Consider the following 26065-nt stretch of genomic DNA (forward strand, 5'->3'; position numbering starts at 1 on the left):
CTGCAACTGTTACAAATGCAACGCATGCCCCAGCGCACGCAACGCCGCTTCCTGCACCGCTTCACCCAGGGTCGGGTGCGCATGAATGGTGCCGCCGATGTCTTCCAGCCGCGCGCCCATTTCCAGGCTCTGCGCAAATGCGGTCGACAATTCCGAGACCCCGACGCCCACCGCTTGCCAGCCGACAATCACATGGTTGTCACGACGAGCGACCACACGCACGAAGCCGCTTTTGGACTCTAGCGTCATCGCCCGGCCGTTGGCGGCGAACGGGAAGCTGGAAACGATGCAGTCGATGCCCGCAGCCTTGGCCTCGTCCGGCGTCTTGCCGACAACTACCAGTTCCGGGTCGGTAAAGCACACCGCAGCAATGGCCGTCGGGTTGAATTCGCGGGTCTTGCCGCTGATCAGTTCGGCAACCATTTCCCCTTGGGCCATGGCGCGGTGCGCAAGCATCGGTTCGCCGCTGACGTCGCCGATGGCGTAGACGTTGAGCATGCTGGTCTGGCAACGGTTGTTGATCTTGATCGCCGAACCGTTCATGTCCAGATTCAGCGCTTCGAGGTTGAAGCCCTGAGTGTTGGGTTTGCGACCCACAGCGACCAGCACCTGATCGGTTTCCAGGTTGAGGGTTTCGCCCTCAGGATCGCGCACCTGCAACGTGCCGTCGAAACCCAGCACGCTGTGCTTGAGGTAGAGCTTCACGCCCAGTTGCTTCAATGCGTCATGCACCGGTTGCGTCAGCTCCGCGTCATAGGCCGGGAGGATGCGATCCTGCGCCTCGACCACGCTGACTTCAGCTCCCAGCTTGCGGTAGGCGATACCCAACTCCAGGCCAATGTAACCACCGCCGACCACGGTCAGGCGTTTTGGCACCGACGTCGGCGCCAGTGCTTCGGTGGACGAGATGACCGGCCCGCCAATCGGCAGGATCGGCAGGATCGGCAGGTTGACGCTGGTCGAACCGGTGGCCAGCACCAGATGCTCACACTGAATGCGCGTGTCGCCGACTTCCACGGTCTTGCCATCAATGATTTTCGCCCAGCCGTTGATGACCTGAACCTTGTTTTTCTTCAGCAATGCAGCGACACCGGTGGTCAGGCGGTCAACGATGCCGTCCTTCCACTCGACGCTCTTGCTGATGTCGAGAGTCGGCGCGGACACGTTGATGCCCAGCGCAGAATGCTCGCTGTGGTGCCGGGTCTGGTGGAACTGCTCAGCCACATGGATCAGCGCTTTCGACGGGATGCAGCCGATGTTCAAACAAGTGCCGCCCAACGATTGGCCCTCGACCAGAATGGTCGGGATACCTAGCTGTCCGGCGCGAATCGCCGTGACGTAACCGCCAGGGCCGCCGCCAATAATCAGCAGCGTGGTGTTCAAAGCTTGCATTCCATTACTCCACAAACAAGGTGGCAGGTTGTTCGAGCAAGCCACGAATGGCCTGGATGAAGAGTGCCGCGTCCATGCCATCGACCACGCGGTGGTCGAAGGAACTGGAGAGGTTCATCATCTTGCGAATCACCACCTGGCCTTTGACGACCATCGGCCGTTCGACAATTTTGTTCACGCCGACGATCGCCACTTCTGGCAGGTTCAGTACCGGTGTGCTGACGATGCCGCCCAATGCGCCGAGGCTGGTCAGGGTGATGGTCGAGCCGGACAACTCGTCGCGACTGGCTTTGCCATTGCGCGCGGCGTTGGCCAAACGCGAAATTTCCGCAGCGCTGTCCCACAGACTGCGTGCTTCGGCGTGACGCACCACCGGCACCATCAGGCCGACATCGCTTTGCGTGGCAACGCCGACATGCACCGCGCCGAGGCGGGTGATGATCTGGGCTTCGTCGTCATAACGGGCGTTCATCTGCGGGAAGTCGCGCAGTGCAACAACCAGTGCGCGCACGAGGAACGGCAGCAGGGTCAACTTGCCGCGGCTGGCGCCATGTTTTTCATTCAGATGCGCGCGCAGTTCTTCGATTGCGGTGACGTCGATTTCCTCGACGTAACTGAAGTGCGCGGCACGCTGAGTGGCGTCCTGCATGCGCTGGGCGATCTTGCGGCGCATGCCGATAACCTGAATCTGTTCTTCATCGTTGCGTTGGGTGTAAGCGGCAGCAGCGGGCGCCGAAGCGTTCGCCTGACCCTGGGCCAGATAGGCTTCAAGGTCTTCGTGCAGGATGCGACCGGCAGGACCGGTGCCTCGCACCAGACGCAGTTGGATGCCCAGATCCAGCGCATGTTTGCGCACGGCCGGCGAGGCCAGCGGGCGCTCATCGGCTTCGCGGGCAACCACCGGACCCTGGCAAGCCGGTGCGGGACGCGGTGCCGCAGCCGGTTTGTTGTCGACCGTGGTTTCGACTTTCGGTGCAACTGGCGCCTCTTTAACCGGAGCCGGTGCCGCCGATTCTTTCAGATTGCCAGCGCCTTCCACTTCAATACTGATCAGCACACTGCCGACCGCCATCACTTCACCCGGCTGACCGCCGAGGGCGATGACCTTGCCGTGTACCGGGGACGGAATATCGACCATTGCCTTGTCGGTCATCACATCCGCCAGCACCTGATCTTCAACGACCAGATCGCCAACCTTGACGTGCCACTGCGACAGTTCTACTTCTGCGATGCCTTCGCCGATGTCCGGCATCTTGATAACGTGCGTGCCCATTCAGACCTCCATGACCCGTTTCAACGCCGCGCCCACTCGGGACGGCCCTGGGAAATACGCCCACTCCTGCGCGTGCGGGTAGGGAGTGTCCCAACCGGTGACGCGTTCGATCGGCGCTTCCAAGTGATGGAAGCAGTGCTCTTGCACCAGCGATACCAGCTCGGCGCCGAAACCGCAGGTGCGGGTGGCTTCGTGAACCACCACGCAACGGCCGGTTTTCTTCACCGATTTGACAATGGTCTCCAGGTCCAGCGGCCACAGGCTGCGCAGGTCGATGACTTCGGCATCGACGCCGGATTCTTCAGCAGCGACTTGCGAGACGTACACGGTGGTGCCGTAGGTCAGCACCGTCACATCCTTGCCCGGGCGGGTGATCGCGGCGACGTCCAGTGGCACGGTGTAATAACCGTCCGGCACCTGGGCTTGCGGGTGTTTCGACCACGGCGTTACCGGGCGATCGTGATGGCCGTCGAACGGGCCGTTGTACAGGCGTTTCGGCTCGAGAAAGATCACCGGGTCATCGTTTTCGATGGAGGCAATCAGCAGGCCTTTGGCGTCATACGGGTTGGATGGCATGACGGTGCGCAGACCGCAGACCTGAGTGAACATCGCCTCGATGCTCTGGCTGTGGGTCTGGCCGCCGTAGATGCCGCCACCGCAAGGCATGCGCAGGGTCATCGGCGCGGTGAATTCACCGGCCGAACGATAACGCAGACGCGCGGCTTCAGAGATGATCTGATCGGAAGCAGGGTAGACGTAATCGGCAAACTGAATTTCGGCGACCGGGCGCAAGCCATAAGCGCCCATGCCGACGGCGACGCCGACGATGCCGCTCTCGGAGATCGGCGCGTCGAACACCCGCGAGGTGCCGTACTTGGTCTGCAGACCTTCGGTGCAGCGGAACACACCGCCGAAGTAGCCGACGTCCTGACCGAACACGACGACGTTGTCATCACGCTCAAGCATCACATCCATGGCCGAGCGCAGGGCCTGGATCATGGTCATGGTGGTCGTGGTCATGGCGGTTTCCAACTGAATATTGTTGTTGTGATCGTTCATGTCAGATTCCCAACTGCTGACGCTGGCGCTTCAAGTGCTCCGGCATCTCTTTGTAGACGTCTTCGAACATGGTCGCGGCGCTCGGAATCTGGCCACCGGCGAGGGTGCCGTACTGTTCGGCCTGTTTCTGCGCGGCAATCACTTCGGCTTCGAGTTCGGCGCTGACGGCGGCGTGCTCTTCTTCCGACCAGTGGCCGACCTTGATCAGATGCTGTTTCAGGCGTGCGATCGGATCGCCGAGGGGGAAGTGGCTCCAGTCATCGGCGGGGCGGTATTTGGACGGATCGTCGGAAGTCGAGTGCGGGCCGGCGCGGTAGGTGACCCATTCGATCATGGTCGGGCCGAGGTTGCGGCGGGCGCGCTCGGCAGCCCAGGCCGAGGCCGCATAGACCGCGTAGAAGTCGTTACCGTCGACACGCAGCGAGGCGATGCCGCAACCGACGCCGCGTCCGGCGAAGGTCGTGGCTTCACCGCCAGCGATGGCCTGGAAGGTCGAAATCGCCCACTGGTTGTTGACCACATTGAGAATCACCGGCGCCCGATAAACGTGAGCGAAGGTGAGGGCAGTATGGAAGTCCGATTCGGCGGTGGCGCCGTCACCGATCCACGCCGAGGCGATTTTGGTGTCGCCCTTGATCGCCGAGGCCATGCCCCAGCCCACGCCCTGAATGAACTGGGTGGCGAGGTTGCCGGAAATGGTGAAGAAACCGGCGTCCTTGACCGAGTACATGATCGGCAACTGCCGGCCCTTGAGCGGATCGCGCTCGTTGGACAGCAGTTGGCAGATCAGATCGACCAGCGGCACGTCGCGGGCCATCAGGATGCTTTGCTGACGGTAGGTCGGGAAGCACATGTCATCGATGTTCAACGCCAGGGCCTGGGCGCTGCCGATGGCTTCTTCGCCGAGGCTCTGCATGTAGAACGACATCTTTTTCTGCCGCTGGGCGACCACCATGCGGTTGTCGTAGATGCGCGTCTTGAGCATGGCACGCATGCCCTTGCGCAGAATCTCGACCGGCACGTTTTCGGCCCACGGCCCGAGGGCGTTGCCCTGATCGTCGAGTACGCGAATCAGGCCACGGGCCAGGTCGGCGGTATCGGCCGGTTCTACATCGATGGAAGGCTTGCGCACCGTACCCGCATCGGTCAGATGCAGGTAGGAAAAGTCGGTTTTACAGCCGGGACGGCCCGAGGGTTCAGGGACGTGCAGGCGCAGCGGTTCGTACGCTTGGGTCATGGCTTCTACGCTCGATCTTGTGAATTTCTTGTAGTGAGCTGGCAGTCATTCCTGGGTAGAGGAAATCTTGTCCTACAACAATCATAGGCCCGGCGAAGAAGAATATTTCTCTCTGTTTCGTTGCGCTGGCGACCATTTGCAGATAGAAATTCTGCATAAACATAAAAAACAGGTGGTTTTGTCTCATGCGCAAACTGGACCGTACCGACATCGGCATTCTCAACAGCCTTCAGGAGAACGCGCGCATCACCAACGCCGACCTTGCCCGCTCGGTGAACCTTTCACCGACGCCGTGCTTCAACCGGGTCAAGGCGATGGAAGAGCTGGGCCTGATTCGCGAACAAGTGACGCTGCTCGATGCCGACCTGCTGGGGCTGCACGTCAATGTGTTCATTCACGTCAGCCTGGAAAAACAGGTGGAGGAAGCGCTGCAGCATTTCGAGGAAGCGATCTCCGATCGCCCTGAGGTGATGGAGTGTTATTTGATGGCCGGCGACCCGGATTATCTGATCCGGGTGCTGGTGCCGAGCATCCAGTCCTTGGAGCGCTTCATGATGGATTTTCTGACCAAGGTTCCGGGAGTGGCGAATATTCGTTCGAGCTTTGCGCTGAAGCAGGTGCGCTACAAGACCGCGTTGCCGTTGCCGGCCAATGGGTTGACGTTGGGCAATTGATACGCCTGACCTGCAGACGCCGATCGTTCCCACGCTCCGCGTGGGAATGCCGCCAGGGACGCTCCGCGTTCCGCCTCAAGAAGTGACGCAGAGCGTCACGGGATGCATTCCCACGCGGAGCGTGGGAACGATCAGTTGGCGCTGCTGGAGGCTGCGTTGTCGAACCGTCAGAGTTTGTTGAGCGGAATCTTCAGGTAAACCACGCCGTTGTCTTCCACCGCCGGCAGGTTCCCCGCCCGCACGTTCACCTGAATCGCCGGCAGCAGCAGCGTCGGCATGCCCAACCCGGCGTCGCGCTTCGTACGCATCTCAACAAACGCCGCTTCATCGATCCCGTCATGCACATGAATATTGCTTTTGCGTTGCTCGCCGACCGTGGTCTGGCACTGCGCGGCGCGGCCTTCGGGTGGGTAATCGTGGCAAACGTAAAGCTTCACGCTCGCCGGGAAGGCCAACAGTTTGTGAATTGATTTGAACAGCTGCTGCGCATTGCCGCCTGGGAAATCACAGCGCGCCGTGCCGACATCGGGCATGAACAGCGTGTCGCCCACCAGAATCTGCTCGCCGTCGATCAGGTACGCCATGTCCGCTGGCGTATGGCCGGGCACGTGCAGGGCGGTGGCCTTGAGGTTGCCGATCATGAACGATTCGTTCGGTGCAAACAGGTGATCGAACTGCGAGCCGTCGACGCGAAATTCCGGCTCCAGGTTGAACAGCGCCTTGAACACGTTCTGCACCTTGCTGATCGATGCGCCGATGGCGATTTTGCCGCCCAGTTCCCGGCGCAGGTACGGCGCGGCGGACAGGTGATCGGCGTGGGCGTGGGTTTCCAGCAACCACTGCACTTGCAACTGATGCGCACGGACGAAGGCGATGAGCTTGTCCGCCTGCGCCGTGCAGGTGCGACCGGCGGCACCGTCGTAATCGAGGACCGGATCGACGATCGCGCATTGCCCGCCATCGTCTTCATAGACCACGTAACTGTAGGTCGAGGAGGCGGGGTCGAGGAACGCTTCAATCAGGGCGGGCATGGCAAAAACCTGTGCAGAGGAATTCAGGGTTGCAACACTTTATGTAAAAACATAATGTTCGCAGCTTAAGTGACCTTCAAGGCCTCGTGCAAATGCAATCCAATCTGACCGAATGTGAAGTCGCCCAACTGCGCGCCTCGGCCTCCAAGGCCTGCGCGCTGCTCAAGGCCTTGGCCAATGAGGATCGCCTGCTGATTCTGTGTCAACTGACCCAGGGCGAACGCAATGTTGGCGAACTGGAAAAGATGACCGGCGTACGCCAGCCTACGCTGTCCCAGCAACTGGGCATCCTGCGCGACGAGGGGCTGGTCGCGACCCGCCGTGAAGGCAAATACATTTTCTATGGGCTGGCCAGTCACGAAGTGATCCAGGTGATGAAGACCCTGTCGGGGCTTTATTGCGGAGCGGTGCTCAAAAGCTGGGAACAGCCATAAATGCCAGCTATCACACGCCCCCTGTAGGAGTGAGCCTGCTCGCGATAGCGGTGTGTCAGCCAACACATTCATTGACTGTTACACCGCTATCGCGAGCAGGCTCACTCCTACAAATGGGGTGTGTGAAGGCTTAGAAATCTTGCGTGCAGCAAAAGGAACAAGCAATGAACGATCAACACTGGGGCCCATCCATCAGTGCAGACATCGTGGTCATCGGCGGCGGGACGGCCGGCATCGGTTTTGTCGCGAGCCTGCTCAAGCGTGACCCGCACCTTAATGTCACCGTGATCGAACCGAGTTCACAACACTTCTACCAACCGGCGTGGACGTTGGTCGGCGGTGGCGCCTTTGATGTGAAAGACACTGTCAGGCCGATGAGCAAAGTCATGCCGCGCCAGGCGACTTGGATTCAGGCCAGCGTCAGCGCCATTGATCCGGACAAACGCCAACTCACCCTCAATGACCAACGCACCATCGGCTATCAAAACCTGATCGTCTGCCCAGGCCTGCGCCTGGCCTGGGAGAAAATCGAAGGCTTGCAGGAAAGCCTCGGCCAACACGGCGTCACCTCCAACTACAGCTATCAACACGCCGAGTACACCTGGGATCAAGTGCAGAAACTGCGCGATGGACGAGCCTTGTTTACCCAGCCAGCGATGCCGATCAAATGCGCGGGCGCACCGCAAAAAGCGCTGTACCTGTCCTGCGACCACTGGCGCAGATCCGCTGTGCTGCACAACATCAACGTTGAATTCAATCTGGCCGGCGCCGCGCTGTTCGGTGTGGCGACGTTCGTGCCGCCGCTGATGAAATACATCGAGAAATACAACGCGCAACTGGCCTTCAACTCGAATCTGGTCAAGGTCGACGGCCCGGCAAAAACCGCGTGGTTCGAGGTCAAGGACACCGACGGAAACGTCAGCCGCATAGCGAAAACCTTTGATTTGCTACACGTCGTCCCGCCGCAGGTCTCGCCGGATTTCATCGCGCAAAGTCCGCTGGCCGACACCGCCGGCTGGTGTGAAGTCGATCCGCACAGCCTGCAGCATCTGCGATATCCCGAGGTGTTCGCGCTGGGCGATATCTGTGGCACCAGCAACGCCAAAACTGCTGCGGCGGTGCGCAAGCAGGTCGTGGTGGTTGCGCAAAATCTCTTGGCCTTGCGCAAACAGCAACTGCTGCCACTCAAGTACGACGGCTACGGCTCCTGTCCGCTGACGGTGGAGAAGGGCAAGGTGATCCTCGCCGAGTTCGGCTACGGCGGCAAACTGCTGCCGACTTTTGCACTGGACCCGACCGTGCCCCGGCGCTCGGCGTGGTGGCTGAAAGCGACGCTGCTGCCATGGTTCTACTGGAACGGCATGCTCAAGGGCCGCGAATGGCTGACGCGTGTGTCCAAGGTCGATTGAGATAACCCTATGTTGCTGGCAAGTCTGTTTGGCGTGGTGATGGGGTTGGTGCTCGGTTTGACCGGGGCCGGCGGCGGGATTCTCGCGGTGCCGGCGCTGGTGCTCGGCCTCGGCTGGACGATGACCCAGGCCGCGCCCGTGGCGCTGTTTGCGGTCGGCAGTGCGGCGGCGGTCGGCGCCATCGATGGTTTGCGTCATGGCCTGGTGCGCTATCGCGCGGCGTTGTTGATTGCGGCCCTCGGCGCGGTATTTTCGCCGCTGGGCATCTACATCGCGCATCAGTTGCCGGAAAAAATCCTGATGATCCTGTTCAGCCTGCTGATGGTCATGGTCGCCTGGCGAATGTTCAGGAAAGAGCGTCAGCAAGCAGGACCGAGCGATCACGGGCACGCCAGTTGGGGTCAGAAAAACTGCATGCTCAACGAGCAGACCGGGCGCTTTGACTGGACCGCCAAGTGCACCGCCACCCTGGCAGCGCTGGGTGCGGTTACCGGCGTGGTGTCGGGATTGCTCGGTGTCGGTGGCGGGTTCCTGATCGTGCCGGCGTTCAAGCAACTAACGGACGTGCAGATGCGCGGGATCGTGGCGACGTCGCTGATGGTGATCAGTCTGATTTCGGCGATCGGGGTGATCGGCTCGTTTCACGCCGGTGTGCGGATCGACAGCCAGGGAGCGGCGTTCATCGTTGCCAGTGTGGTCGGCATGATCGTCGGACGCCAGTTGTGCGCTCGGGTGCCGGCGCGGGCGTTGCAGGTGGGGTTTGCCAGCGTGTGTCTGGTGGTGGCGGGGTACATGTTGTTGCAGGCATGAAGCAAAACCTGTGGCGAGGGAGCTTGCTCCCGCTCGGGCGCGCAGCGGCCGCTCTTTAAGGGCCTGCTACGCAGTCCAGCGGGAGCAAGCTCCCTCGCCACAAGTCACATTGTTACAGGACCAGATGCGGTAGCCACAGCGACAGAGCCGGGACGTAAGTCACCAGCATCAACACCAGGAACAACACGGCGTAGAACGGCAGCAGTGCCTTCACGGTACTTTCGATGCTCACCTTGCCGATGGCGGAGCCGACGAATAGCACCGCGCCCACGGGCGGCGTTATCAGTCCGATCCCCAGGTTCACCAGCATGATCATGCCGAACTGCACCGGATCGACACCGATGTCCAGAATCACCGGCATCAGGATCGGCGTGAGAATCAGGATCAGCGGCGCCATGTCCATCACCGTGCCCAACAGCAGCAACATCACGTTGATGCACATCAGGATCACGTAGCGGTTGTCCGACAGGGTCAGGAACATGGTGGTGATCTTCGCCGGAATCTGCATCAGCGTCATGATGTAGCCGAAGCTGGCGGCGAAGCCGATCAGGATCATCACGATGGAGATGGTGCGCACCGTGCGATGCATCAGCTTGGGCAGTTCACGCCACTTGTAGTCGCGGTAGATGAACATGGTCACGAAGAACGACCACAGCACGGCGATAGCGGCCGATTCGGTGGCGGTGAAGACACCGGAGAGGATACCGCCGAGAATGATCACCATCGCCATCAGGCCCCAGAGGGCTTCGCCGACGATTTTCAGCGCCTGGCGCATCGGGATCACTTCGCCCTTGGGGTAGTTGCGCTTTTTCGCGAAGATCAGGCACAGCACCATCAGGCATGCGCTCATCAGCAAGCCCGGCACGATGCCCGCCATGAACAGCGAGGCGATCGAAACGGTACCGCCGGCAGCCAGGGAGTAGAGCACCGAGTTGTGGCTCGGCGGGGTCAGCAAGGCCTGCACCGAACCGCTGACGGTCACGGCGGTGGAGAAATCCCGTGGATAGCCCTTGCGTTCCATTTCCGGGATCAGCACCGAACCCACCGAAGCGGTGTCGGCCACCGACGAACCGGAAATCGCGCCGAAGAAGGTCGAGGCGACGATGTTCACCAGTGACAGGCCGCCACGGACGAAACCTACCAGCACCCCGGCGCACGCCACCAACCGGCGGGACATGCCGCCCTCGGCCATGATCGCGCCGGCCAGTACGAAGAACGGAATGGCCAGCAGCGAGAACTTGTTAACCCCGCCCGCGACCTGAATCATCACGGCCTGGAACGGGATGTCGATCCACCATGCACCGATCAGGGCGGCGGCGCCCAATGCGTAGGCGACCGGCATGCCGATCAGGATCAATACGATAAAACTGCCCAGCAGAATCAGAGCGTCCATTAAACGGCACCTTCACTTTCTTCAACCAGATCGAATTGCACGACCCGACGTTTGCTCTGGTCACCCAGAAAGAGTTTTTCCAGGACAAAAACCAGGGTCAGCAAACCGCCCACGGGAATCGGCAAGTAGGTCACGCCCACACGCAGGGTGGGCAGGGACGCCATGAACTGGTTCCAGGTGGACATGCACAACTTGAAGCCCCAGATCGTCATGAAAATGCAGATCAGGGCCATCAGCAGTTGGGAAAAAACCGACGCTGCGCTGCGCAGGTGCGGCGGCATGCGATCAGTCACCATGGCCACCGCCATGTGCGCACCGGCGCGGTAGCTGGCAGCGGCGCCAATGAAGGTGAACACGATCATCAGCAGGATGGCCGTAGGCTCCGGCCAGCTCGAGCCGGTGCCCAGCACGTAGCGGGCAAACACGCCCCAGGGAATCATCAGCGAGACTGCCAGAACGGAAAGGCCGGCCACCCAGATGCACGTCATGTAGATCTTATCGTTGATACGCAGCAGCAAATTCTTCATCGGGTTTCACCGTAACCGGGCGCGCCTCGAACATCAGGCGCGCCGGGCCTTTTTCATAAGTACAGAGCGGGAGGTTACTGAACGGCTTCGATTTTCTTGATCAGGTCGGCATACGGCGCGCCGTACTTGGCCCGCACCGGTGCAGTGGCGTCGTAGAACGGTTTTTTGTCGACGGTGATGAACTCGACGCCGGCGGCCTTGAGCTTTTCCTCACTGGCGGTGGACTTCGCGTCCCACAACACGCGCTCTTCAGCCTGGGCAGCCTTGGCGGCTTTCTTGACCAGGGTCTGTTGATCCGGGGTGAGTTTTTCCCAAGTGATTTTCGACATCACGATTGGCTCTGGCAGGATCAGGTGACCGGTCAGGCTGTAAAACTTGGCGTTCTGAAAGTGGTTGTGTTCGAGCAGGGTCGGCGGGTTGTTTTCCGCGCCGTCGATCACGCCGGTCTGCAGGGCGCTGAAGATCTCGCCGGTGTCCATGGCGATACCGTTGGCGCCCATGGCGTTCATCATCTCGATGAACATCGGGTTGCCTTGCACGCGGATTTTCATGCCCTTGAGGTCTTCAAGCTTGCGCACCGGCTTCTTGGTGTAGATGTTGCGCGTGCCGCCGTCCATCCAGGCGAGGGCCACCAGGCCGAATTCGGAGTTGGTGATCTTGTCGAGGATTTCATCGCCGACTGCACCGTCGATAACGTTACGCATGTGCTGGTGGTCGCGGAAAATGAACGGCATGTTGAAAACGTTCACGTCCGGCACCACGGGGCCGACGATCCCCAGGCTGACCCGGGACATCTGTATCGCGCCGACCTGCATCTGTTCGATGACTTCTTTTTCAGAACCCAGCACACCGCCTGGGAAGTACTTGAAAGTCAGCTCGCCGTTGGTCTCTTTGGTCAGCGTCTTGCCCATGTTTTCTTCCGCCACCGTGGTCGGATAACCCTTGGGGTGGATGTCGGCGACTTTGAGTTCCAGTGCCTGGGCGGCGCCAGCGAGGGTAAACATCAGCGGAAGTGCAGCGGCGAGCAAGGTGCGTTTGAAGTTCATGGGGGTGAGTCTCCAGTCTTGTTATTTTTGTGTTCAAGGCGCAGCGGTGCAGCAGAGGGTTTTAAAGCAAATCGTTGAATTCAGGTTCGGCGAGGCCTTTGACGCCGGGCTTCAAGGCGAACACGCCGCCGGCCAGGGACTGCGGATCCTGATCGTCGCCAGGCCGAATCGAGGCGACGAACAAGGTGTCCATGTCGCGCCCGCCGAACGCACACATGGTCGGTTTTTTCACCGGCACTTCCAGTGAGAAATCGAGGCGGCCGTCAGGGGCGAAGCGGTGGATCAGGCCGGCATCGTTGGCGCAGATCCAGTAGCAACCGTCGGCATCCACGGCGGCGCCATCGGGACGGCCGGGGAAGTGGTTCATGTCCACAAACACGCGCCGATGAGACGGCGTGCCGGTCTCGGTGTCGTAATCGAAAGCCCAGATCAATTGCACGTCGGGATGCGAATCCGACAGGTACATGGTTTTACCGTCGGGGCTGAAACCCAGACCGTTGGGCACGATGAAACCGTCAAGTTGCGCTTCGACCACGCCAGTCTGCCCGGCGCTGTAGCGATAGAGCCGGCCTTCAGACGCGTTCAGGCCCATGTTCAAGACCATGCTGCCGGCCCAGAAACGGCCCTGACGGTCGCAGCGACCGTCGTTGAGGCGCATGTCGGGGCGGCTGTGGTCGACGGTCGCCAGCAACGTGGCGTCCAGGCTGCCGTCGCTGTGCGGATGCAAATGGAAGAAACCGCTTTCCATGCCGGCGATCCAGCCACCCCTGCGGTGGCGGGTAATGCAGGCGAGCATTTCCGGCGCTTTCCACGATGCGACGTGCCCGGTGTCAGCGCTCCAGCGTTGCAGTCCGCCGTTGGGGATATCGACCCAGTACAGCGCGTTTTCCTGCGGCACCCAGACCGGGCTTTCACCGACCGCGTTGCGGGCGTCGACGATCAATTCGGCTTGCATACTCATTCCCTTGGCTTTTATTGGAGGGGGATCAAGTCGAGCGGTCAGTCGCCGAACGGGCCTGCTGCAACGAAGGCGCCGCCCTGATAGATTCGCGCCGGATCATCATCGGCCGGCATCGGCTGCGCTTCGACCTTGTCGCGGAATACTTCCGAGGTGTCTTTGGCTTCGAAGCCGAGGTGGCTGGCGTAGCGGTTGTCCCACCAGACGTCCTTGTTGGCGGACATGCCGTAAACCACGGTGTGGCCGACATTCGGCGTGTACAGCGAGCGTTCGAGCAGTTGCGTGAGGTCGTCGAAGCTCAGCCAGGTGTGCATCATCCGGCGGTTTTGCGGCTCGGGGAACGAGGAGCCGATGCGGATGCTGACGGTTTCGATGCCATAGCGATCAAAGTAAAAACTGGCCATGTCTTCGCCGTAGGACTTGGACAGACCGTAGTAACCGTCCGGGCGGCGCGCGGAAGTGGCGTCGAGCTTTTCGTCCTGTTTGTAGAATCCGATGACGTGGTTGGAGCTGGCGAAAATCACCCGCTTCACACCGTGCTTGCGTGCGGCCTCGTAAATGTGGAAAACGCCGCAAATGTTGGCGCCGAGGATCTCTTCGAACGGACGCTCAACCGAGACGCCGCCGAAATGCAGGATGGCGTCGACACCTTCGACCAATTGATGCACGGCTTGCTTGTCGGCGAGGTCGCAGAGCACGACTTCTTCATGCTCGTCGGTCGCCGGGGCGAGGGCGGCGATATCGGACAAACGCAGCACGTTGGCGTAAGGACGAAGGCGTTCGCGCAGCACTTTGCCCAGGCCTCCGGCGGCACCGGTCAGCAGCAGGCGGTTGAATGGAGCGCGGGGGGTAGAAGTAGACGTCATGGCAATCCCTGAACACATTGTTATTAGGTTTGTTGTAGGTTGTCGTATGACTGCGCTGAAGTATCGGTAGGGTTTCCGGATCTTGTCAACGCGACTTTTGGTGTAGATGACGGAAGGGCCAGTCCGTTTTCCTTCCTTGCAACGCGATCCCATTTGTAGGAGTGAGCCTGCTCGCGATAGCGGTGTATCAGTCAAGGAATATGTCGGCTGACACGACGCTATCGCGAGCAGGCTCACTCCTACAGGGGGGACGGTGTCGCCTCGGAAATTACAACAACGAAATCGGATAGCTGATGAAGATCCGGTTCTCATCGAACTCGTTGGTGCTGAAGTCCCGGCGAATCGTCGCGTTGCGCCATTTCACGTTCAGGCTCTTCAATGGGCCGCTCTGCACGGTGTAGGCCAGTTCCGACTCGCGCCCCCATTCCTTGCCATCGCTGGTGGTGGCGGTGTGCACGTTGTCACCGCTGATATAGCGGTTCATCAGGGTCAGGCCAGGCACGCCAAGGGCGGCGAAGTTGTAGTCGTGGCGCAACTGCCAGGAGCGCTCTTTGGCGTTGTCGTAACTGGCGTTGTAGCTGTCGTTGGCCAGGGTGCCGCCGCTGGTGCCGTTGACGCGCATCCAGCCATCGTCGCCAGTGAGTTTCTGCAGGCCGACGTAGAAGGTGTTGCCACCGTATTTGGCTGAAAGCAGGGCGAATGCGGTTTTGTTGTCGAGGTCGCCGGCCTGGGCGCTGCCGTCTTCCTTGCCGGTGAAGAAACCGAGGTTGGCGCCCAGCGTCCAGTCGCCCATCGGCTGGCTGTGGCTGAGGTTGAAATACTGCTGCTGATAGATATCAGTGAGTTCGGCGTACCACACGCCGACCATGGTGCGCTTTTCATTGAAGCTGTATTCGCCGCCGCCGAAGTTGAAGCGGTCGGAAGTGAACGCGCCGCGGCCGTTCATCGACATGTCTTCCATGCTGGCGTCGTTGCGCGGGCTGTTGCCGCGGAACTGGCCGCCGTAGACGGTCAGGCCGTTGATCTCGGTGGAGGTGATCTGGCCGCCGCGAAAGGTCTGCGGCAGCGAGCGACCGTCGTCGGAACGCAGGATCGGCAGCACCGGCATCCATTCGCCGACTTTCAATTCCGTTTTCGACACCTTGGCTTTCAGCGCCACGCCGAGACGGCCGAAGTTATCGGCCGGACGCCCGTCATCGTGGATCGGCAACAGCTGCGTGCCGCCCGTGCCTTTGCCGCCATCGAGCTTCTGCGAATACATGCCAAGGATGTCGAGACCGAAGCCGACGGTGCCTTGGCTGAAGCCGGATTTGGCATCGAGGATAAAGTTCTGCGTCCACTCTTCGGCCTTGCCCTGCGGGTTGGCCGGGTTGACGAAGTTGCGGTTGAAATAGGCGTTGCGCAGGTTCAGCGTGGCTTTGCTGTCTTCGAGAAAGCCCTCGGCTTCGGCGCTCATTGGCAAGGCAAAGGCGAGGCTGCTGCAGCCGACCAGGCTCAAGGTGGAACGCGTGCGAATGGCGGTAAAGCGGGAAGGGCGGACGGAATTGCGGGCGAGTGTGCTCACTGTGACGCTCCCTGGATCGTTTGTTGTTTTTATTATTTGTCATACGTCGTCGTACAACATGGATGCGGATATTTCCCAGATTTTCAGGGAATGTCAACTGGAAGTTATACGATGACTCCCAGGCGCAACGTTCCCCCTGTAGGAGTGAGCCTGCTCGCGAGAGCGATCTATCAGACAATCAATTGGTGACTGACACACCAATCAATTGGTGACTGACACACCGCAATCGCGAGCAGGCTCACTCCTACAGGGTTTTTTGTTGTCCATGGGAAAGTGTGTTGCCAGTGAAATTGCGGCAAACTTCCCTCACCCCCGCACAAGGCCGATCCATGGATAAATACGCCCCGCGCAACTGGCAGCCGCACGAAAAGCCCAGCCTGCCCGGTTCTCCCTCGACACCACTGCACTCAACGCCCAAACGCCTGGCGTATGCGGCGGTCGGGGTGCTGGTGGCGGTGACCGGTGGTTTGGGTAACTCGCTGGTGGTCGCCAACCTGCCTTATCTGCAAGGTTCGCTCGGCGCGACCACGGCGGAAATGGCCTGGTTGCCGGCGGCGTATGTGATGACCAACGTGTCAATGAACCTGCTGCTGGTGAAGTTTCGCCAGCAGTTCGGCTTGCGTGCTTTCACCGAAGTGTTCCTGGTGCTGTACGCGTTGGTAACCTTCGGCCACTTGTTCGTCAACGACTTGAATTCCGCCGTGGCGGTGCGTGCGGCCCACGGCATGGTCGGTGCCGCGCTCAGTTCGCTGGGTCTGTATTACATGGTCCAGGCGTTCCCGGCGAAGTGGCGACTGAAGGCGCTGGTGCTGGGCCTCGGCACCTCGCAACTGGCCCTGCCGCTGGCACGGCTGTTCTCCGAAGATTTACTGCAGATTGCCGAATGGCGCGGCTTGTACCTGTTTGAATTGGGCATGGCGCTGCTCTCGCTCGGTTGTGTGCTGCTGCTGAAGTTGCCGCCCGGTGACCGCTTCAAAACGTTCGAAAAGCTCGACTTCCTGACCTTCGCGATTCTCGCCAGCGGCGTGGCACTGCTGTGCGCGGTGCTGTCGCTGGGACGCATCGACTGGTGGCTGGAGGCGGACTGGATCGGCATTGCCCTGGCGGGGTCGATTGCGCTGATCATCATGGGCCTGGCCATCGAACATAACCGCAGCAACCCGATGCTGATGACCCGCTGGCTGGGCAGCGGGGCGATGGTGCGACTGGCGCTGGCGGTGGTGCTGATCCGCATGGTCACCTCCGAACAATCCACCGGTGCCGTGGGCTTCATGCAGAACCTCAACATGAGCAGTCAGCAATTGCACAGCCTGTACGTGGTGATGCTGCTGGGCAGCGTCGCCGGGTTGCTGATCAGCGCGCTGACGATCGACCCGAAACACCTGCTGCTGCCGCTGATCATCTCGCTGGCGCTGATGGCCACCGGTTCAGTGATGGACAGTTTTTCGAACAACCTGACCCGTCCCGAAAACCTGTATTTCAGTCAGTTCCTGCTGGCGTTCGGCAGCACGTTTTTCCTCGGTCCGACCATGGTGTTGGGGACGCGCAACGTGCTGACCAATCCGCGCAATCTGGTGAGTTTTTCCGTGCTCTTCGGGATCTGTAACAACCTCGGCGGGTTGATTGGCGCGGCGCTGCTGGGTACGTTCCAGGTCGTGCGGGAGAAGTTTCATTCCAGCCACATCGTCGATCACCTGGTGATGGCCGATCCGCTGGTTGCCGCGCGGGTGCAAAGCGGCGGTTCGGCGTACGGCTCGCTGCTCGCCGACCCAAGCCTGCGCAACCTGGCCGGCATCCGCAGTCTGGCCAATGCGGCCACGCGTGAAGCGAACGTGTTGGCCTATAACGATGTCTTCATGCTGATCGCGGTGATTGCGGTGCTGACCATGATCTGGATTTCGATCCGGGCGCTGTGGCTGATGAGCACCACCAAAACCGTCGAACCGACACCCACCGGACCTTCCAGCGGCGCCACTTCTTCATGACCGAACCGACCACCACAACCACCAACGCCATTGCCGCCACCCCTGAAGGCGAGGCGCCGCCGTCATCGCCGAACACCGAGCCGCGTTCTTTACGTGTGCGGATCATTTCTTCGCTGGGCTTTGCGGCAATCGCCATCGTCGGCGTGCTGATCGTCTTGTATGCCTGGCAACTGCCGCCGTTCAGCAGCGCCGTCGAAACCACAGAAAACGCCTTGGTCCGGGGGCAGGTGACGATCATCGGGCCGCAGCTCAGCGGTTATGTGTTCGAGGTGCCGGTGCAGGACTTCCAGTACGTGAAGGCCGGTGACCTGCTGGTGCGTCTTGACGACCGCATCTATCAGCAGCGCCTCGACCAGTCACTGGCGCAACTGGCGGTGCAAAAAGCCGGGCTGGCCAATGTAGTCCAGCAACGCAACAGCGCCGAAGCGACGATCAAATTGCGTCAAGCCGTGTTGGCCGACAGCCAGGCGCAGTTGCGCAAGAGCGAGGCGGACCTGCGCCGCAATCAGGAATTGGTGCGCGACGGCTCGGTGTCGAAGCGCGAATTCGACGTGACCCTCGCGGCCAATGCGCAGAGCACGGCGGCGGTGGCGCAAGCCAAGGCCAATCTGGAAATCGCCCGCCAGGATCTGCAAACGGTAATCGTCAATCGCGGCTCGCTGGAAGCGGCGGTGGCCAGTGCCGAAGCGGCGGTGCAACTGGCGCGGATCGACCTGTCGAACACACGGATTGTCGCGCCGCGTGACGGTCAGCTCGGCCAGATTGGCGTGCGCCTCGGCGCCTACGTCAACTCCGGCGCGCAGCTGATGGCGTTGGTGCCCGAGCAGAAATGGGTGATCGCCAACATGAAAGAAACCCAGATGGCCAACGTGCGGGTCGGGCAACCGGTGCGCTTCACTGTCGATGCGCTGAACCACCGCAAATTCACCGGGCATGTGCAGCATATTTCGCCGGGTACCGGCTCTGAATTTGCCTTGTTGCAGGCCGATAATGCGACCGGCAATTTCGTCAAAATCGCCCAGCGGGTGCCGGTCCGGATCACCATTGACCCGGATCAGCCGGAAGAAGAGCGCCTGCGCCCGGGGATGTCGGTGGTGGTCAGCATCGACACGGCGGCGGGCGATACCCAACCGCATTGATCCACCGCGATCAATTGTAGGAGTGAGCCTGCTCGCGATAGCGGTCTGTCAGTCGATGATCAATTGCCTGAAAGACCGCTATCGCGAGCAGGCTCACTCCTACAGGTCATTATCCGCTAGTCTTCAGCAACGCCGCCGTCAGGGAGCCCACATGGGCAATCACAAAATCGAAATTCGCCGCAGCAACGTCGAGAAAATCCTTCTGGCGGCGGAAAAAGTCTTCGCCGAAAAAGGCTTCGGCGGTACGGCCATGGCCGACATCGCGGCCCAGGCGCAACTGCCGCGCTCCAACCTGCATTACTACTTCAGCACCAAGAGCGAGCTGTACAGTGCGGTGCTGTTCGACCTGCTGGAAGTGTGGAAGCAGGACGCGCTGTGCTTCGAAATGTTTGACGATCCGCGCGTGGTATTGAGTAGCTACATCCGCGCCAAGATGAACCATTCGCGCAGCCGGCCGTACGGCTCGAAAGTCTGGGCCAACGAAATCATCCACGGCGCACCGACGCTGGGCGAGGCACTGGATGTCAGCCTGTACGACTGGGCGAAAATGAAGGAAGCGAAGATCCGCCAGTGGGTCGAGGACCAGCGGATCCTGCCGGTTGAGCCGTCGAGCCTGCTGTACATGATCTGGGCGTCAACGCAGCACTATGCCGACTTCGATCATCAGGTGAATATCCTCAACGAACATCAGCCGTTGTCGGATATGCAGTTCGAGCGGGCGGTGCAGACGGTGACCGGGGTCATATTGCGAGGGATCGGCCTGGAGCCTTGAATCGTGTGGTGGCCGGGCTGGCCTCTTCGCGAGCAGGCTCACTCCTACAGGGGAACGCATTCCAAAGGTAGGAGTGAGCCTGCTCGCGATGGCTTCGGTTCAGGCACCGCTTCCCTCAAGCAGAAACATGGTAAGGATTGCGCGGATCATGGTTCCAGTCCAGAAACGGCTTGCCCGTCTCCACCGTGACCATCTCGATGCAGTCCGCCACCGGACAGGTGATCTGGCACAAATTGCAGCCCACACATTCGTCATCGATCACTTCGTATTTATGGGTGCCGTCGGCCTGTCTGAGACTGCCGATCGCCTGGTGTGAGGTGTCTTCACACGCAATGTGGCAGCGCCCGCAACCAATACACGCGTCCTGATCAATCTTTGCGATGACCTGATAGTTGATATCGAGGTATTTCCAGTCCGTGGTGTTGCGCACGGCACGCCCGGAAAACTCGGCGATGTTGGCGTAACCCTGGCTGTCCATCCACCGCGACAAGCCGTCCTTCATCTCCTCGACAATGCGGAAGCCATGCAGCATCGCCGCCGTGCACACTTGCACCGCGCCGCTGCCCAGTGCCATGAACTCGGCTGCGTCGCGCCAACTGCCGATGCCGCCGATGCCGCAGATTGGCAGGCCCTGGGTCTGCGGATCACGGGCGATTTCCGCAACCATGTTCAGCGCAATCGGCTTGACCGCCGAACCGCAATAACCACCGTGGGTGCTTTTGCTGCCGACGGTGGGCAGCGCGACCATGTGTTCCAGGTCGACACTGGTGATCGAGTTGATCGTGTTGATCAGCGACACCGCATCCGCACCGCCACGATGGGCGGCACGCGCGGCGACACGAATGTCGGTGATGTTCGGCGTCAGTTTGACGATCACCGGCAGCGAGCAATACGTCTTGCACCAGCGCGTCACCTGCTCGACGTATTCCGGCACCTGACCGACCGCCGCGCCCATACCGCGTTCGGGCATGCCGTGGGGGCAGCCGAAGTTCAGTTCTATGCCGTCGGCGCCGGTGGCCTCGACCAGCGGCAAGATGTGTTTCCACGACTCCTCGACACACGGCACCATCAGCGAAACGATCAGCGCGCGGTCCGGCCAATCCTTTTTCACTTGGGTGATTTCGCGCAGGTTGATCTCCAGCGAACGGTCGGTGATCAGTTCGATGTTGTTGATGCCTAGCACTTCGCGGTTGGCGCCGTAGTGCGCCGAGTAGCGTGACGAGACGTTGACCGCCGCCGGGTCCTCACCAAGGGTTTTCCAGACCACGCCGCCCCAGCCTGCTTCGAAGGCGCGGACGACGTTGTAGGCCTTGTCGGTGGGTGGCGCGGAGGCCAGCCAGAACGGGTTCGGCGCCTTGATGCCAGCGAAGACTATCGAGAGATCGGCCATTTACGCAGCCTCCACGTTGAGCATCAGTTGCACATTGATCGCCTCGGCGGCGCGTTTGCCATGCTGCACCGCTTGCACCGTGAGGTCCTGATCGAGACTGGTGCAGTCACCGCCGGCGTACACCCCGGGGATGCTGGTGCGCAGGTTTTCATCGACCTGAATCCGTTCGCCCTGGCGCTTGAGTTCGCGCGCCAGTGGATCGCTGAGGGCCGCACCGTCGAAGCTCTGGCCGATGGCCTTGAAGATCGCGTCGGCCGCCAGTTCGAAGGTCTCTGCGGTGCTTTGCAGGCGACCGTCGACCAGGGCGGTACGGACGAAACGCATGCCGCGCACGCGGCCCTGGTCGTCGAGCAGCACGTGCTCCGGTTGCGCCCAGGTCAGCAGGCGCACCTGATTGGCTTTGGCGATGTCTTGCTCATGAACAGTCGCACCCATGTCCGCCGCGCCACGGCGATAGACCAGATTCACCTCGCGTGCTCCGAGACGGGCCATCTGCACGGCCATGTCGATGGCTGTGTTACCGGCGCCAAGGACGATGCAGCGATCGGCCAATGGTAGTTGCGTGAGGTCGTCGGCCTGGCGCAGTTCGCGAATGTAGTCGGTGGCGGCGAGCAGGCCGGGCGCATCTTCGTGGGCCAACCCGAGTTGTTTGCTGGCATTCAGACCCAGGCCGAGAAACACGGCGTCGAACTGCTGATGCAGTTCGCTGAGGGTCAGGTTCTCACCGAGTTTGTGCCCATGACGGATCTCGATGCCGCCGATTTGCAGGAGAAAATCCAGTTCCTTCTGCGCGTAATCATCGACCAGTTTGTACTTGGCGATCCCGTATTCGTTGAGGCCGCCAGCCTTGTCCCGCGCTTCGAAAATCACCACCTCATGACCGTGCATGGCACTGCGGTGTGCGCAGGACAAACCGGCAGGTCCGGCACCGACCACGGCGATACGTTTGCCGGTGGCGGCGGCGCGTTGAAACGGATGCTCGGTGAAGTGGGCGTTATCGACGGCGTAGCGTTGCAGCAGGCCAATCAGCACCGGTGCGCATTCCTGGGCGTTGTTGCGCACGCAGGCTTGCTGGCAGAGGATTTCCGTCGGACAGACCCGCGCGCAACTGCCGCCGAGGATGTTCGCCGAAAGGATTTTCTGCGCGGCGCCCGCTACGTTGTCTTGATGGATGTTGCGGATGAACGAAGGGATATCGATCTCGCTCGGGCATGCATTGACGCAAGGCGCGTCGTAGCAATACAGGCAGCGCGACGCTTCCAGATGCGCCTGCCGGGCATTGAGCGGCGGCGCCAGATCAGTGAAATGGCCGGCGAGGGCGGCCGCGCTTTCGTGCGGGTGGGGGAGGTGGTTCAGGGTCTCGATCACGGTTTATGCCTCACGGTAATTTGAGGTTTTTTGCCTCTATCGGGCAGTGGTTTTTGTGTCGTCTGGGCGGGCCTCATCGCGAGCAGGCTCACTCCTACAGGGGGAACGCATTTCAAATGTAGGAGTGAGCCTGCTCGCGATGAGGCCGAAGGCCTCGCTTCAGCGCTTGACGGCGGTCGGGCGCTGCATCTCAGCCCGCTTGCTCAACAGATCAAACACCGCCGGATACGCCGGCCGTTCGATGTAGCGACCGGCGCCGCGCTCGGCGCGCAGATCGCCATCGGCCCAGACCACCCGGCCCTGGCTGACGGTATGGCTCGGCACGCCGCGCACGGTCTTGCCTTCGAAAATGTTGAAGTCCACCTGCTGATGGTGGGTCTTGGCGGAAATGGTCCGCGTGCCGTGCGGGTCCCACAGCACCAGGTCGGCATCGGCACCGACGCGGACGGCGCCTTTGCGCGGGTACAGATTGAAAATCTTCGCGGTGTTGGTCGAGGTCAGAGCGACGAAGTCCTGCATCGACAATCGCCCGGTATTCACCCCTTCGTCCCAGAGCACCGCCATGCGGTCTTCGATACCGGCGGTGCCGTTGGGGATTTTGCTGAAATCGTCGCGGCCGGCGGCTTTCTGTTCCGCGCAGAAGCAGCAGTGATCGGTGGCGGTGGTGTGCAGATTGCCGTTTTGCAGGCCGTGCCACAGCGCTTCTTGATGACCGCGCGGGCGAAACGGCGGACTCATCACATAGCCGGCGGCGGTCTGCCAGTCCGGGTGTTGGTAGACGCTGTCATCGAGCAGCAGGTGTCCGGCCAATACTTCGCCGTAAACCGGCTGGCCCTTGCTGCGCGCGTAGGTGATTTCATCGAGGGCTTCTTTGGTCGAGACATGGACCAGATACAGCGGCGTGCCAAGGGTCTCGGCGATGCGAATGGCGCGACTCGCCGCTTCGCCTTCAACTTGCGACGGACGCGACAGCGGATGCGCCTCTGGGCCGGTGATGCCCTGCGCCATCAGCTTGCGTTGCAGGTGATAGACCAACTCGCCGTTTTCGGCGTGCACAGTCGGCACGGCGCCGAGTTCCAGGCAGCGCTCGAAGCTCGCCACCAGGGTGTCGTCGGCGGCCATGATCGCGTTTTTATAGGCCATGAAATGCTTGAAGCTGTTGACGCCGTGCTGGCTGACCAACTCAGCCATTTCCTCGCGCACCTGTTCGCTCCACCAGGTGATCGCCACGTGAAAACCGTAATCCGACGCGGACTTTTCCGCCCAGCCGCGCCATTGATGAAACGCTTCCATCAAAGATTGCTGCGGATTGGGAATCACAAAGTCGATGATTGAGGTCGTGCCGCCGGCCAGACCGGCCGCCGTGCCACTGTAGAAATCTTCGCTGGCGACCGTGCCCATGAAGGGCAATTGCATGTGCGTGTGCGGATCGATGCCGCCGGGCATCAGGTACTGGCCGCTGCCATCGAGCACTTCGGCGCCGGCGGGAATATCCAGGTTTTCACCGATGGCTTTGATCACGCCGTCAGCGCAATAGACGTCGGCGCGATAACTTTCATCATGGGTAACAACGGTGGCGCCACGGATCAACAGAGACATTCCGAGTTCCTCGCAGGCATGACCGACTTGTGCCGGCTCTAGATGTTTTATTGATAGACAGCACAGCGGCTTGTATTCCTGTCAGTGCTGTCAGGAATAGAAACTAGTCGCAGATTTGTAATAGATCAAGATTATTTTTTATAAGCTTATGTCTGAATTAAATGATTGAAAAATAACGATTAAATCGTTAATTCACCAAAATGGTGAGGCGGCTCACCATTTTGACGCACTTGACAGGATGGAAATATGAGCAAGATTTCCTATGTGAAATCAGCCGCTTGAAGTTGAGCTGCGATTGCTCGTCCGTGATGAAAAAAAGTGCAGTGCACCAGTTTGAGTCCTGACAGTTCGGACAACTTGTCGGTCGTTTAGCCTGAACGCGCCGCGCAGTTTTCGAGGACTCCTCCGATCAACAATTAAAACTGATGAATATCAGAAAGTTGCACCGCATTGGCGACACCGTCCGAGGCGCAAGCGGGACACCCGGCACGTTTATTGATGCCGCCGCTGCACGATGGCCGGTGTAGAAAGTTGTCAGTTCCTCCGGCCATCGTCCGGCTTGCACCTGCGTGTGCCAGCCGCCTGATGAGCAAAAAATAATCAGAAGAACAGTGGAGCGGCCATGCAACAGATCAGATCGCAAGTGACCGAGCGCGACGGCTTGTACGAACTCGAAGCCGGCAGCGACGTCCTCGACAGTCCCCGTTACAACCACGACATGGCACCGACTCAGGTAAGCGAACGCACCTGGAACAAATGGCACATCACCGCGTTGTGGGTCGGCATGGCGATCTGCGTGCCGACGTACACCCTCGGCGGTGTGCTCACCGCCTACTTTGGCCTGACCGTGGGTGAGGCGCTGCTGGCGATTCTGTTCGCCAACATCATCGTGCTGATCCCACTCACGCTGAACGCCTTCCCCGGCACCAAGTACGGCATACCGTTCCCGGTGCTGCTGCGCTCGTCGTTTGGCATCCTCGGCTCCAACGTGCCGTGCCTGATTCGCGCGCTGGTGGCGTGCGGCTGGTTCGGCATTCAAACGATGTTCGGCGGGCTGGCGATTCACTTGTTCCTCGGGTCGGTGTTCGAGGGCTGGAAATCCCTTGGCGGCACGGGCGAGGTCATCGGTTTCATGGTGTTCTGGGCGCTGAACCTGTGGGTGGTGATTCGTGGCGCCGAATCGATCAAGTGGCTCGAAACCCTGTCCGCGCCGCTGCTGGTCGCGGTAGGTATCGGCCTGCTGGTGTGGGCGATGCCCAATGTGTCGATGACGGAGTTGCTGGCTATCCCGCCGAAACGGCCCGAAGGCGCCAGTGTGGTCAGTTACTTCGCCGCCGGGCTGACGGCGATGGTCGGTTTCTGGGCGACATTGTCGCTGAACATTCCCGACTTCAGCCGTTATGCCAAGAGCCAGAAGGACCAGATTCTGGGGCAGATCATCGGCTTGCCGCTGACCATGTTTTTGTTCGCCGCGCTGGGCGTGGTGATGACCGCCGCGTCGGTGAAACTGGTTGGCGTCACGGTGTCTGATCCGGTCACGCTGATCGGCCATATTCAGAGTCCGGTATGGGTCGCGCTGGCGATGGTGCTGATCATCATTGCCACGCTGTCGACTAACACTGCGGCGAATATCGTCTCGCCCACCAATGACTTTCAGAACCTCGCGCCGAAGGTCATCAATCGCACCAAAGCGGTGTTGTTGACCGGGCTGGTGGGGCTGGCGTTGATGGCCCACGAACTGCTCAAAAAGCTCGGCTGGATCGTTTCCGAGGTCAGTCTGGAGAGTGTCTATTCCAACTGGCTGCTGGGCTATTCGAGCCTGCTCGGACCGATTGCCGGAATCATGGTGGTGGACTATTTCCTGATCAAGAAACAGCAGCTGGACCTCGCCGGCTTGTACCGTGACGACGTCTATCCGGCGTGGAACCTGGCCGGGTTTGTCGCGTTTGGCGTGCCGGTGGTGCTGACCTTGCTGTCGCTGGGCAGTGACGCGTTCAGCTGGTTCTACAGCTATGGCTGGTTTACCGGCTCGGCACTGGGCGGGGTTATTTATTACGGGTTGTGCGTGATGCGGGCGCAGCCGTCTGCCGTGAAAACAGCGGTGTAGCGACTGCCGTCATCGCGAGCAGGCTCACTCCT

At 60.6% G+C, this 26065-nt stretch carries 22 protein-coding genes; 8 read left to right on the forward strand and 14 right to left on the reverse strand.

Translation table 11 applies throughout. The annotated features are described in order from the left end of the window. Positions 1-9: 9 nt before the first annotated feature. Genes lpdA through HU739_RS01985 form a run of 4 tightly spaced genes read right to left on the reverse strand, consistent with a single transcriptional unit; the run spans position 10 to position 4961 of the window. Positions 10-1392, reverse strand: a complete 1383-nt coding sequence (gene lpdA, locus HU739_RS01970) for a dihydrolipoyl dehydrogenase (RefSeq protein WP_186551861.1) — start codon at positions 1390-1392, stop codon at positions 10-12. A 4-nt stretch (positions 1393-1396) separates the two neighbouring features. After that, on the reverse strand, positions 1397-2665 hold the full coding sequence (locus HU739_RS01975) for a dihydrolipoamide acetyltransferase family protein (protein WP_186551862.1): 1269 nt from the start codon (positions 2663-2665) through the stop codon (positions 1397-1399). Next, positions 2666-3724 (reverse strand): alpha-ketoacid dehydrogenase subunit beta, encoded by a 1059-nt coding sequence (locus tag HU739_RS01980; protein WP_003224000.1) that lies wholly within the window; start codon positions 3722-3724, stop codon positions 2666-2668. Position 3725: 1 nt separating this feature from the next. Then, the gene (locus HU739_RS01985) at positions 3726-4961 is read right to left on the reverse strand and encodes a 3-methyl-2-oxobutanoate dehydrogenase (2-methylpropanoyl-transferring) subunit alpha (protein ID WP_007952906.1); all 1236 of its coding nucleotides are present in this window, start codon (positions 4959-4961) and stop codon (positions 3726-3728) included. 185 nt (positions 4962-5146) lie between these two features. On the opposite strand from HU739_RS01985, the gene bkdR reads away from it, so the two are divergent. Further along, positions 5147-5635, forward strand: coding sequence for a Bkd operon transcriptional regulator BkdR (gene bkdR / locus HU739_RS01990; RefSeq protein WP_016775196.1), 489 nt, complete (start codon positions 5147-5149; stop codon positions 5633-5635). A gap of 167 nt (positions 5636-5802) precedes the next feature. On the opposite strand, the gene HU739_RS01995 is transcribed toward bkdR, so the two are convergent. Next, on the reverse strand, positions 5803-6666 hold the full coding sequence (locus HU739_RS01995; protein WP_186551863.1) for an MBL fold metallo-hydrolase: 864 nt from the start codon (positions 6664-6666) through the stop codon (positions 5803-5805). A gap of 92 nt (positions 6667-6758) precedes the next feature. On the opposite strand from HU739_RS01995, the gene HU739_RS02000 reads away from it, so the two are divergent. From HU739_RS02000 to HU739_RS02010, 3 genes are all read left to right on the forward strand, one after another. Further along, the gene (locus HU739_RS02000; RefSeq protein WP_186551864.1) at positions 6759-7100 is read left to right on the forward strand and encodes an ArsR/SmtB family transcription factor; all 342 of its coding nucleotides are present in this window, start codon (positions 6759-6761) and stop codon (positions 7098-7100) included. Positions 7101-7264: 164 nt separating this feature from the next. Next, entirely contained in the window at positions 7265-8509 is a 1245-nt protein-coding gene (locus tag HU739_RS02005; RefSeq protein WP_186551865.1) for an NAD(P)/FAD-dependent oxidoreductase, read from the forward strand. 9 nt (positions 8510-8518) lie between these two features. Then, the gene (locus HU739_RS02010) at positions 8519-9319 is read left to right on the forward strand and encodes a sulfite exporter TauE/SafE family protein (RefSeq protein ID WP_186551866.1); all 801 of its coding nucleotides are present in this window, start codon (positions 8519-8521) and stop codon (positions 9317-9319) included. A gap of 112 nt (positions 9320-9431) precedes the next feature. On the opposite strand, the gene HU739_RS02015 is transcribed toward HU739_RS02010, so the two are convergent. From HU739_RS02015 to HU739_RS02040, 6 genes are all read right to left on the reverse strand, one after another. Next, positions 9432-10712 (reverse strand): TRAP transporter large permease, encoded by a 1281-nt coding sequence (locus HU739_RS02015; protein WP_186551867.1) that lies wholly within the window; start codon positions 10710-10712, stop codon positions 9432-9434. Then, complete coding sequence (locus tag HU739_RS02020) at positions 10712-11239, reverse strand: TRAP transporter small permease (protein WP_186551868.1); 528 nt, start codon at positions 11237-11239, stop codon at positions 10712-10714. The genes HU739_RS02015 and HU739_RS02020 overlap by 1 nt, the downstream gene beginning before the upstream one ends. Positions 11240-11313: 74 nt before the next feature. Further along, on the reverse strand, positions 11314-12285 hold the full coding sequence (locus tag HU739_RS02025) for a TRAP transporter substrate-binding protein (RefSeq protein WP_186551869.1): 972 nt from the start codon (positions 12283-12285) through the stop codon (positions 11314-11316). Positions 12286-12346: 61 nt separating this feature from the next. Then, the gene (locus tag HU739_RS02030; RefSeq protein ID WP_186551870.1) at positions 12347-13240 is read right to left on the reverse strand and encodes an SMP-30/gluconolactonase/LRE family protein; all 894 of its coding nucleotides are present in this window, start codon (positions 13238-13240) and stop codon (positions 12347-12349) included. A 44-nt stretch (positions 13241-13284) separates the two neighbouring features. Continuing rightward, the gene (locus tag HU739_RS02035; protein ID WP_186551871.1) at positions 13285-14109 is read right to left on the reverse strand and encodes an NAD-dependent epimerase/dehydratase family protein; all 825 of its coding nucleotides are present in this window, start codon (positions 14107-14109) and stop codon (positions 13285-13287) included. A gap of 268 nt (positions 14110-14377) precedes the next feature. After that, entirely contained in the window at positions 14378-15673 is a 1296-nt protein-coding gene (locus HU739_RS02040) for an OprD family porin (RefSeq protein WP_186551872.1), read from the reverse strand. A gap of 329 nt (positions 15674-16002) precedes the next feature. On the opposite strand from HU739_RS02040, the gene HU739_RS02045 reads away from it, so the two are divergent. From HU739_RS02045 to HU739_RS02055, 3 genes are all read left to right on the forward strand, one after another. Further along, on the forward strand, positions 16003-17658 hold the full coding sequence (locus HU739_RS02045) for an MFS transporter (RefSeq protein ID WP_186551873.1): 1656 nt from the start codon (positions 16003-16005) through the stop codon (positions 17656-17658). Next, on the forward strand, positions 17655-18797 hold the full coding sequence (locus HU739_RS02050; RefSeq protein WP_186551874.1) for an HlyD family secretion protein: 1143 nt from the start codon (positions 17655-17657) through the stop codon (positions 18795-18797). Before HU739_RS02045 ends, HU739_RS02050 begins: the two co-directional genes overlap by 4 nt. Positions 18798-18948: 151 nt before the next feature. Beyond that, positions 18949-19569, forward strand: a complete 621-nt coding sequence (locus HU739_RS02055; protein ID WP_186551875.1) for a TetR/AcrR family transcriptional regulator — start codon at positions 18949-18951, stop codon at positions 19567-19569. 115 nt (positions 19570-19684) lie between these two features. Here HU739_RS02055 and preA read toward each other — a convergent pair whose 3' ends face one another. From preA to hydA, 3 genes are all read right to left on the reverse strand, one after another. Continuing rightward, positions 19685-20959, reverse strand: coding sequence for an NAD-dependent dihydropyrimidine dehydrogenase subunit PreA (gene preA, locus HU739_RS02060; protein ID WP_186551876.1), 1275 nt, complete (start codon positions 20957-20959; stop codon positions 19685-19687). Next, positions 20960-22327 (reverse strand): NAD(P)-dependent oxidoreductase, encoded by a 1368-nt coding sequence (locus tag HU739_RS02065; protein ID WP_186551877.1) that lies wholly within the window; start codon positions 22325-22327, stop codon positions 20960-20962. It lies immediately after the preceding gene. Between the two features lie 159 nt (positions 22328-22486). Further along, entirely contained in the window at positions 22487-23926 is a 1440-nt protein-coding gene (gene hydA, locus HU739_RS02070; protein WP_186551878.1) for a dihydropyrimidinase, read from the reverse strand. A 622-nt stretch (positions 23927-24548) separates the two neighbouring features. Between hydA and HU739_RS02075 the strand changes: the two genes are divergently transcribed. Further along, a complete protein-coding gene (locus tag HU739_RS02075; RefSeq protein WP_186551879.1) occupies positions 24549-26033 on the forward strand; it encodes an NCS1 family nucleobase:cation symporter-1 in 1485 nt (494 codons plus the stop codon). The last annotated feature ends 32 nt before the right edge of the window (positions 26034-26065 follow it).

Source organism: Pseudomonas hamedanensis (genome assembly GCF_014268595.2).
GTDB lineage: Bacteria > Pseudomonadota > Gammaproteobacteria > Pseudomonadales > Pseudomonadaceae > Aquipseudomonas > Aquipseudomonas hamedanensis.

Excerpts from the sequence above, each read along its gene's own strand:
- HU739_RS01985 (WP_007952906.1), bottom strand. The coding sequence starts at position 4,961 with ATGACCCAAGCGTACGAACCGCTGCGCCTGCACGTCCCTGAACCCTCG.
- HU739_RS02035 (WP_186551871.1), bottom strand. The coding sequence starts at position 14,109 with ATGACGTCTACTTCTACCCCCCGCGCTCCATTCAACCGCCTGCTGCTG.
- HU739_RS02045 (WP_186551873.1), top strand. The coding sequence starts at position 16,003 with ATGGATAAATACGCCCCGCGCAACTGGCAGCCGCACGAAAAGCCCAGC.
- preA (WP_186551876.1), bottom strand. The coding sequence starts at position 20,959 with ATGGCCGATCTCTCGATAGTCTTCGCTGGCATCAAGGCGCCGAACCCG.
- hydA (WP_186551878.1), bottom strand. The coding sequence starts at position 23,926 with ATGTCTCTGTTGATCCGTGGCGCCACCGTTGTTACCCATGATGAAAGT.
- HU739_RS02020 (WP_186551868.1), bottom strand. The coding sequence starts at position 11,239 with ATGAAGAATTTGCTGCTGCGTATCAACGATAAGATCTACATGACGTGC.
- lpdA (WP_186551861.1), bottom strand. The coding sequence starts at position 1,392 with ATGCAAGCTTTGAACACCACGCTGCTGATTATTGGCGGCGGCCCTGGC.
- HU739_RS02000 (WP_186551864.1), top strand. The coding sequence starts at position 6,759 with ATGCAATCCAATCTGACCGAATGTGAAGTCGCCCAACTGCGCGCCTCG.
- HU739_RS02025 (WP_186551869.1), bottom strand. The coding sequence starts at position 12,285 with ATGAACTTCAAACGCACCTTGCTCGCCGCTGCACTTCCGCTGATGTTT.
- bkdR (WP_016775196.1), top strand. The coding sequence starts at position 5,147 with ATGCGCAAACTGGACCGTACCGACATCGGCATTCTCAACAGCCTTCAG.
- HU739_RS02005 (WP_186551865.1), top strand. The coding sequence starts at position 7,265 with ATGAACGATCAACACTGGGGCCCATCCATCAGTGCAGACATCGTGGTC.
- HU739_RS02050 (WP_186551874.1), top strand. The coding sequence starts at position 17,655 with ATGACCGAACCGACCACCACAACCACCAACGCCATTGCCGCCACCCCT.
- HU739_RS02075 (WP_186551879.1), top strand. The coding sequence starts at position 24,549 with ATGCAACAGATCAGATCGCAAGTGACCGAGCGCGACGGCTTGTACGAA.
- HU739_RS02015 (WP_186551867.1), bottom strand. The coding sequence starts at position 10,712 with ATGGACGCTCTGATTCTGCTGGGCAGTTTTATCGTATTGATCCTGATC.
- HU739_RS02010 (WP_186551866.1), top strand. The coding sequence starts at position 8,519 with ATGTTGCTGGCAAGTCTGTTTGGCGTGGTGATGGGGTTGGTGCTCGGT.
- HU739_RS01980 (WP_003224000.1), bottom strand. The coding sequence starts at position 3,724 with ATGAACGATCACAACAACAATATTCAGTTGGAAACCGCCATGACCACG.
- HU739_RS01975 (WP_186551862.1), bottom strand. The coding sequence starts at position 2,665 with ATGGGCACGCACGTTATCAAGATGCCGGACATCGGCGAAGGCATCGCA.
- HU739_RS02030 (WP_186551870.1), bottom strand. The coding sequence starts at position 13,240 with ATGCAAGCCGAATTGATCGTCGACGCCCGCAACGCGGTCGGTGAAAGC.
- HU739_RS01995 (WP_186551863.1), bottom strand. The coding sequence starts at position 6,666 with ATGCCCGCCCTGATTGAAGCGTTCCTCGACCCCGCCTCCTCGACCTAC.
- HU739_RS02055 (WP_186551875.1), top strand. The coding sequence starts at position 18,949 with ATGGGCAATCACAAAATCGAAATTCGCCGCAGCAACGTCGAGAAAATC.